Raw genomic sequence first — 7,588 nt, forward strand, 5'->3', positions numbered from 1 at the left:
GGCGGGTCCAAAAGTCCATGGAAAACCTGCAAGTACAGAAGTGCTAGAAGAAATAGTTAGAGATTCAAAAAAAGTCATAATACTTAATCCTGAAGACAGAAACAAATGGGATGTGGTGGACAGTTGCGTTTCTTTGTATGAGGAAGTCGGGGCACAAGTATTTGAAGTCAATACATTAAACCAATTGGCTCAATTTGTAGAGCAAATGTAGGTAGTTTCATATGAAATGCAGTAAATGTGATAATCCAAAAGTCATTATTAAAAGAGAACAATCCGGTCAGCTATTGTGCAAGGAATGTTTCATTGAATCAATCGAAAAGAAAGTTATTAAAACAGTTAGAAAAGAAAAACTTCTGGATAAGGGAGATAAGGTTTTAGTGGCTCTTTCAGGTGGAAAAGATAGTGTGACCACATTGGAAATCATAAACAGTTTTCGTGAAATGAATATTATTGACTTATGTGCCGTTACTGTGGATGAAGGAATTGCTAATTATCGCCAGGATGGTGTCGACATCGCAATGAGGCATGCTGAAAGATTGGGAATCGAACATAAAGTGGTTTCACTAAAAGATGAATATGGGATCACTCTTGATGAAATAATGCAAAAAGAAAATCATAAGGGGTCCTGCACATATTGCGGCGTTTTTAGAAGAACTATCATTAACAAAGCCGCCCGTGAAATGGGAGCCACAAAAATAGCCACTGGACACAATTTGGATGATGAAGTTCAGGGAATCATGATGAATTATTTGGAGGGAAATACTGATAATCTAACTAAACTAGGTGCAAAAACAGAGTCTAAAGCTGAGGAGTTTACAGTTAAAATTAAACCTCTTCGTGAAATTCCTGAACGTGAAATAGGAGTATATGTTGTTGCAAAGAATCTTGAAGTTCACTTTGACAGCTGTCCTTATGCAATGCAGTCATTCAGAGGGGAAGTTTCAGAAGTAATCAATCAGCTGGCAGAAAAACATCCTACAATAAAATATTCGACATTAAGGGGATATGATAAAATAAAGGGAGTTCTAAAAAAAGAGTTTCAAAAAGACTATTCTCATGGCAGATGTGAGAAATGTGGTGAGCCTTCAGCAAATAGATTATGTAAGGCATGTTCTTTTTTAGAGGAATTGGGTTGTGATTAAATGACATTTACTTTAAAATACAAAGATATTAATGAGGAAAGGGAAATACCTGGTGAAGATTTTACTATTAAAGATTTATTGGATGATTTGGAACTGTCCGCCCAAACTATGGTGTCCAAACAAAACGGTGAGTTAGTTATAGAGGATACTGTAATAAATGATGGTGATGAAATTCAATTAGTCCAAATTATTTACGGTGGTTAACTTTGAAAATAAGTTATGAATGTGGGGCTTGCTTTTTAAGGCAGGCTCGTGAAGCAATGGATTTGGCATGTGATGATGAGATGCTTAAATTGGAAATTATGAATGATATTTTTAATTTCTTAGCTGATAACTTCTCAAGAGACACAAATTCCAATAAGACCGGTTCTACAATGCATAATATTATAAAAAGCAAAACCGGCTGTGAAGACCCATATTATAATGAAAAAATTCAAGGAAATGAAATAGCTTTAAAATACTTGCCTCACGTTAAAGAGATTCTAAAAGAAAATGACTGTCTAGAAAATTATGTGAAAATCGCCATCATTGGAAATATCTTGGATTTTGGAGCATTCACACTGGACGATGATATTGATGCAATCATCAGCGAATCTTTGGGAAATGATTTGGCAATCAAGGATATAGATGAGTTTGAAATTTCTCTTAAAAGTCATGATAAGGTATTGTATCTGGTGGATAATACCGGTGAGATTGTTTTTGATAAATTATTATTGGCTAAGATTAAGGAATACTGTGTGGATATCACTATTGCGGTTAAATCCGAACCGATTTTAAATGATGCCTGTATGAAGGAAGCTTTGGAAGCAGGACTGGATGAATTTGGAGAAATTGTTGAAATTGGTGCTGGAACAGTAGGTTATGTTGACAGCGAAATTTCAGATGAATTCCGACAGATATTCAATTCCCATGAATTCATAATCTCAAAAGGTATGGGAAATTATGAAGGATTGACTGAAATAGATTTATCTAGCAAAGATGTTTATTTTTTATTGTGTGCAAAATGCAATACCATTGCTCGTGATATTGGTGTTAACTTAAAAGATATGCTTCTTTTAAAAAAATAAAGTGATTTTATGATTATCGGATTAATCGGGTTTGGAAAAGTATCTCAAAACCTTGTAAAGTTAATAAGATCAGATGATATAAAATTCATAACTTCAAAAGAAAACAGGTCAAAACCAACAGTCGAAGCAATTGATAAATTCGCCATTGAGGTTTTGCCAACATTTGAGGATGTTGCATCAACATCTGACATTCTGATTTCAGCAACATCACCTAAAACCGCATTAGGCATCGCCAAACAATATGGAAAATACTTAAATGGAATATACTTGGATTTGAATAATATCTCTCCTGAAACCACTTTTGAAATCAATAAATATGTAAAATCTTTGATTGATGGTGCCATAATTGGTAAAATAGATTCAGATAATCCCACATTATTTATTTCTGGCGATAGGGCTCAGGAATTGCTTTTATTAAATGATTTTTTAAATGTTAAAATAATCAGTAACGCTGTTGGAGATGTGGCTATTTTAAAATTACTCAGAAGCTGTTATACCAAAACACTCACGGCACTTTTAATTGAAAGCTTTGAAATTGCTAAAAGAAATAATCTTGAAAACGAATTTTTTGACATCATTTGCCTTACTGAAGGAGATGATTTTAAAGATAAATCACTCTCCAGGATAAATAATACTATGATTAATCCTAAGAGAAAATCCGAAGAATTGGGAGAGTTATTTAAATGTTTCGATGGTGAAGAGTTAATAATGGTTAAAGCAGCATTGGAAAAATTTAACCAATTGTAACTTCAACCTTAAATCCTTTTTTTGCCTGTTTTATCATTCCGCTAACTGGTATAAAATGTGAATCCATAATATATCTCAAGTATGTAACTTCCTTTGCAGGCAACCTTAAATTTGTTTTAATTTTTTTGCCTTCACTTTTAAACTCAACTGAGATTTTACCTTTTTTGTCAACATAAAGATTAACGTCAATGCCTTCTTTTGTAATTTTAGTTTCAAATTTTGTTAAATTCAGTCCGGCTTCAATTTTCAGGGGAACATCATCAACTGATATATTTTCACTTCTGAATTTCTCATTAGCTTCTTTAGAGGGAAGTCCGCAACTTGCAACATACCACGCTCTATCAATCACTCTTTGAACTTTCTGATTGTTTGGAATCACACCTTCGGATTCATAGCTTATCATCAAATCCATTACCTCTTTTTTGGTAACTTCCTCTTCAATTGCACTAATTGCAAGACGTGTCATTACAGGACCATATTCTGACCTTCTAAAAACAGCCCAAATAGATTCCGGATTCCTATACACTCTTCTTTCAATGATTTCGTTAATTGTTTTTCCATTTAAATAAGCTATTTTTTCAAGGTTTCCTCTAGAGTAAGTGTTCATTCTTTTGTAAATTGCATCCCAATTTCTCTCACCGGGAATATTTCCCAAAGCAATTTCGCGTTCAAGAATTTCACAGGTGGTTTTTGGAAGCAATTTATAAACATTTGAAGGAATTGCCATTCCATTGTCCATAATGGATTGTCTAATTAACCGTCCGGAGTATTTGGATTTATCCAATTCTTTAACAATATGAAATTTTAGTTTGGATCCTAAAAATTCATTCAATGCATACCAGCGGATCTCATTTCTGTTGGTGTAATGTTTAGGCATTCCAACAAAATTGCCTTCGTCGATAAATTTCTGAGCTTTAGTTTTAATTTCATCCAGGGAAATGCTTGCTGAAGTAATATAGTCAGTAACTCCATCATCTATCATCTGTTTGAGCCTAATTGGAACGCTGTATGATAAAACCAATCTGTGGTGAAGACCTTCGAAGGACCTTACTTCATCAACACCCAAAGCCAGCACCATATCTCTACGAGCTTCAAAATCAACAAAAAAGGGAGCGTGATTTGCACTATACCCTTTATTCAAATAAACAATGACTTTTTTATCGTTTCTATCTGCAATTTTTCGAGCTTCTTTTATTAATTTTTCATGACCTTTGTGAACGGGGTCAAAATCTGCACTAATTCCAATCAATATTAACACCAAAAAACAAAAAAAGAAGGATAGTTTATCTATCCAATAATTTTAATACACCGCTTATTACTAGCCATATGCCGATTAATGAACCAAGAATAATTGGATTTGCAAGGTATGTTCCAATAATAATATATAATACGCCAAGGATAATTCCACTTATTCCAATATAAAACCCATATCTGCTAGTACGATTATTAATAAGTGAGGCCAATCCGACAATAATCAACATTATCCCTGCGAAATATAGGGAAATTTCAGTTAAAAATCCAAGTAATGTAGGATTAAATATTAAACCAATACTTAATAATAACAATATTAATCCTAAAAGCAAATCGATTATCGCACCACTAGTATTATAATCAATTATTGATACTCCCACAACGAGTAAGTAGATTGATACTAATAATACTGATAAACCGATTAAGGAACTTACTCCTATAACTCCAAATATAGGAAATATAATGATTATCAATCCTAAGAGTATAGCCAGTAGACTAATAAATTTAGTTTTCATATTTTCCTCCAATTATTAATTAATATTTTAAAATATTTAATATATTGGGATATGCTTTATCTCAACTGTTGAGCTGTTCATATCTGAATTTTCGATTTGAGCTAACCATTCATTTTTACATTCGCATTCGTATTCAATCTTGCTTTGAGTTAAATTATTAGCTATTATCATATGCTTCAAATCTTTATTGCATTTTTTACAGTTATATGGGCCACGTCTAGACCCAAATCCGGATGTGTCAAGAAGTGCAGGTATATCTAATTCGTCTCTAACAGTATTTATTATTTCAATACATGACCAGATCCACGGCGGTTGGTATGCTCCTTTTCTCCAGAACCTTTCAATAACTGTGCCTCCATGAATTGTTGCAGGACAAAATGAAAGTCTATTGACTCCTATTGAATCACAGTATTTTGCTGTTTCAATTGCTTCTGTTATTGCTTGGTATTCGGATACTAAAATCGGCTTAACAAATATATATGCTTTTGATTTTAAATTGTATCCTTTAGTTTTGGATAATTTTTGCATCAATTTAACCGCCTTTTCAAAGTCATCACGGGTGAAGCCTTTATTAATTTTTTTAAGTCTTATATAATCATCATATGTTTCAAGGCCAATGCTGACTTCGAATAATGTGTCTCCAATTATCTCAAAAATCTCATCAAGTACCTCTTCTTTTACATATTCTGGTCTTGACTCAACAACAATTTCCTTAATATTACCTAAATTCATTAATGTTTTTAAAATTTCGTCACGTGCCTCTTTTGGAAGTTCATAGGGATTTAGGAAACTTCCTGAAGCGAATAATTTGACTGAAATTTTAGCCTCTTCATCTATTGGGTGTCTTTGAAGATGTTCATTAAAAATTCTTAAAATAGTTTCGGTGTCTATTGGTTCCAATGTACAATCTGAAACATAACTGCACATTGTGCATCCTCCACTGTCTCCAAGTGCCCATGCACAGCCTGGTGTTGGCAATATGATAAATAATGTTTTTGCAACACCATTATAGGTCAAATCATCGTTATACCAGCTTGCTCCAACTTGTTCTGGAGTTTTTGGATCTTTTCGCTCAAAAGCTCTTTGCCTTATTTCTTTTGTTAGTTTTTCAATTTCCATTATAAATACCTGCAATAAAATAAATGTAATATTATATTATTGTGCTTTTTTATAATTAAAAATTTTGTTAGAAAAATAGTTTAGTTAATAAGTTGTGTATAAATAGATAAAAAAATAAAAAAAGAAAAGAAGTAAGCAAGTTTAGAAACTTGCAATTACGTCTCCTAATAATTTAATGGATTCTTCTACGTTTTTACCAACAGGGGATCCTGCCACGTATTGAGTTACACCCATTTCAGCTAAGCCTTCAATTTTTGGAATGAACTCATCAGGAGTACCACATACGGAGAATGCATCGAGTGCGTCATCGGTTACAGCACCAATAGCTCCACCGAAGTCACCTTTAGCTAAGAATGCACCCATTTGTTCGTTGAATCCTTCAGGTAATCCGTGTCTTTCGATAACTGGAGGTGGGGAACCTGCTGCAATAAATGCAACTACAATTTTTGCTGCGTTTTTAGCTGCATCAGAGTCTGCACCAATGGATGTTGCAGTGTATGCACCTACATCAAATGCTTTGTCTCCACCAGCTGCTTCAATACCTTTTTTAATCATAGGCATAGCTGCTTCGTAATCTTTAGGGTTGGAAGCGTTAATTAATACACCATCTGCGATTTCTCCAGCAGTTTCTAACATTTTAGGTCCTTGAGCACCCATGTAAATAGGGATGTGTTCTTGAACAGCTTTTGCTCCACCTAATGCTGCACCAGCTTCGGTTTTTCCTCCAGCTAATAAGGTGTTAATGTCAGCGATTGCTGCTTTAATAGTGGATACTGGTTTTTCCCATGCGATTCCTAAAGCATCGAAAGTTGCTTTGTCACCAGGACCAATACCGAAGGTTGCTCTTCCTTCTGAGATTTCGTCAATGGTTGCGATAGCGGAAGCGGAAATTGCAGGGCTTCTTACGTATGGGTTGGTTACACCAGGACCCATTTTAATGGTTTCAGTATTTGCTGCAATTAATGCTAAGGTTTCGTATACGTTTTTATTGTTGTAGTGGTCTGTGATCCAAGCGTATTCAAAACCAACGTCTTCTGCTAATTTTACTAATTTTACTAATTCATCTAATGGTATTTGAGGTACGAATTCTATACCGAACTTCATATTTTATCACCAATAATATCTTTGGTTAGGCAATATATAAAGTAATTATTATTTGAATTAGATAGAAAGTTTTAAATATAATCTATGTTTTTCATTCGGTTACGTTATAATAAAAATAGTGGTATTAATAAAAATATTATTTGTAATACTTAATTTGTTTTAATGGTTACCAATGAATATTTTAAAAATTTTATTGACATTTTTGTTATATTTTTACTAATTTTAATTATATTCTAATTAATTAAGATTATTTTAATTTTATTTCTATATTTTATCATTTATTTAAATTATAAATATGCTTTGCAATAATTTTTAATTAATTTTGTTAATATAATGTCTGTATGTATTAGATGTGCTATGTGTTTTATGGCGTTGGTTTAAGTCTTATTGTATTTACAATTCTGACTATGATGACTGCTTTTCCGCATATAGCTATAATTTATCATGTTTATTGTATTAATTAAATTGTTAATTATTATCTATGAATGTGCTTTGTGAGTACCTGAGTTTTTCGGGTATGATGTAAGTTTTGTAGATGTGGTGAAATTTGATTATAGAAACTTTTGTATCAAATTTTAGTGTATATTACTCGTCTATATTTTAGCGTACTTCATAATACTTTATACTTATTATGTTCTGTTAT

At 32.8% G+C, this 7,588-nt stretch carries 9 protein-coding genes; 5 read left to right on the top strand and 4 right to left on the bottom strand.

Annotated features, from left to right (window positions below; translation table 11 throughout):
• The 5 genes from Q4Q55_RS08855 to Q4Q55_RS08875 form a co-directional block, all read left to right on the top strand.
• Nucleotides 1-211: VWA domain-containing protein (locus tag Q4Q55_RS08855; protein WP_303372454.1), on the top strand; the 211-nt coding region annotated here is incomplete at its 5' end.
• Between the two features lie 10 nt (nucleotides 212-221).
• Nucleotides 222-1,142: a TIGR00269 family protein gene (locus Q4Q55_RS08860; protein ID WP_303372455.1), complete on the top strand. Its 921-nt coding sequence runs from the start codon at nucleotides 222-224 to the stop codon at nucleotides 1,140-1,142.
• A complete protein-coding gene (locus Q4Q55_RS08865; RefSeq protein ID WP_303372456.1) occupies nucleotides 1,143-1,346 on the top strand; it encodes a MoaD/ThiS family protein in 204 nt (67 codons plus the stop codon).
• Between the two features lie 2 nt (nucleotides 1,347-1,348).
• Nucleotides 1,349-2,209 (top strand): DUF89 domain-containing protein, encoded by an 861-nt coding sequence (locus tag Q4Q55_RS08870; protein ID WP_303372457.1) that lies wholly within the window; start codon nucleotides 1,349-1,351, stop codon nucleotides 2,207-2,209.
• 9 nt (nucleotides 2,210-2,218) lie between these two features.
• Nucleotides 2,219-2,956 carry an NAD(P)-binding domain-containing protein gene (locus tag Q4Q55_RS08875; RefSeq protein ID WP_303372458.1) on the top strand — a complete coding sequence of 246 codons (738 nt, stop codon included), beginning with the start codon at nucleotides 2,219-2,221 and terminating at the stop codon, nucleotides 2,954-2,956.
• Here Q4Q55_RS08875 and Q4Q55_RS08880 read toward each other — a convergent pair.
• From Q4Q55_RS08880 to mer, 4 genes are all read right to left on the bottom strand, one after another.
• A complete protein-coding gene (locus tag Q4Q55_RS08880) occupies nucleotides 2,943-4,214 on the bottom strand; it encodes an adenylyltransferase/cytidyltransferase family protein (RefSeq protein WP_303372459.1) in 1,272 nt (423 codons plus the stop codon). The two genes, Q4Q55_RS08875 and Q4Q55_RS08880, sit on opposite strands and share 14 nt — an antisense overlap.
• Before the next feature lie 25 nt (nucleotides 4,215-4,239).
• On the bottom strand, nucleotides 4,240-4,722 hold the full coding sequence (locus Q4Q55_RS08885) for a DUF308 domain-containing protein (RefSeq protein WP_303372460.1): 483 nt from the start codon (nucleotides 4,720-4,722) through the stop codon (nucleotides 4,240-4,242).
• 36 nt (nucleotides 4,723-4,758) lie between these two features.
• Nucleotides 4,759-5,841, bottom strand: a complete 1,083-nt coding sequence (locus tag Q4Q55_RS08890) for an archaeosine biosynthesis radical SAM protein RaSEA (RefSeq protein WP_303372461.1) — start codon at nucleotides 5,839-5,841, stop codon at nucleotides 4,759-4,761.
• Nucleotides 5,842-5,982: 141 nt separating this feature from the next.
• Nucleotides 5,983-6,945 (bottom strand): 5,10-methylenetetrahydromethanopterin reductase, encoded by a 963-nt coding sequence (mer, locus tag Q4Q55_RS08895; RefSeq protein WP_303372462.1) that lies wholly within the window; start codon nucleotides 6,943-6,945, stop codon nucleotides 5,983-5,985.
• Between the last annotated feature and the right edge of the window lie 643 nt (nucleotides 6,946-7,588).

It is taken from the genome of Methanobrevibacter sp., assembly GCF_030539555.1.
In the GTDB taxonomy this organism is placed as follows: Archaea; Methanobacteriota; Methanobacteria; order Methanobacteriales; family Methanobacteriaceae; genus Methanocatella.

Coding starts and splice junctions, on each gene's coding strand:
- Q4Q55_RS08860 (WP_303372455.1), top strand. CDS start 222: ATGAAATGCAGTAAATGTGATAATCCAAAAGTCATTATTAAAAGAGAA.
- Q4Q55_RS08865 (WP_303372456.1), top strand. CDS start 1,143: ATGACATTTACTTTAAAATACAAAGATATTAATGAGGAAAGGGAAATA.
- Q4Q55_RS08875 (WP_303372458.1), top strand. CDS start 2,219: ATGATTATCGGATTAATCGGGTTTGGAAAAGTATCTCAAAACCTTGTA.
- Q4Q55_RS08885 (WP_303372460.1), bottom strand. CDS start 4,722: ATGAAAACTAAATTTATTAGTCTACTGGCTATACTCTTAGGATTGATA.
- Q4Q55_RS08890 (WP_303372461.1), bottom strand. CDS start 5,841: ATGGAAATTGAAAAACTAACAAAAGAAATAAGGCAAAGAGCTTTTGAG.
- mer (WP_303372462.1), bottom strand. CDS start 6,945: ATGAAGTTCGGTATAGAATTCGTACCTCAAATACCATTAGATGAATTA.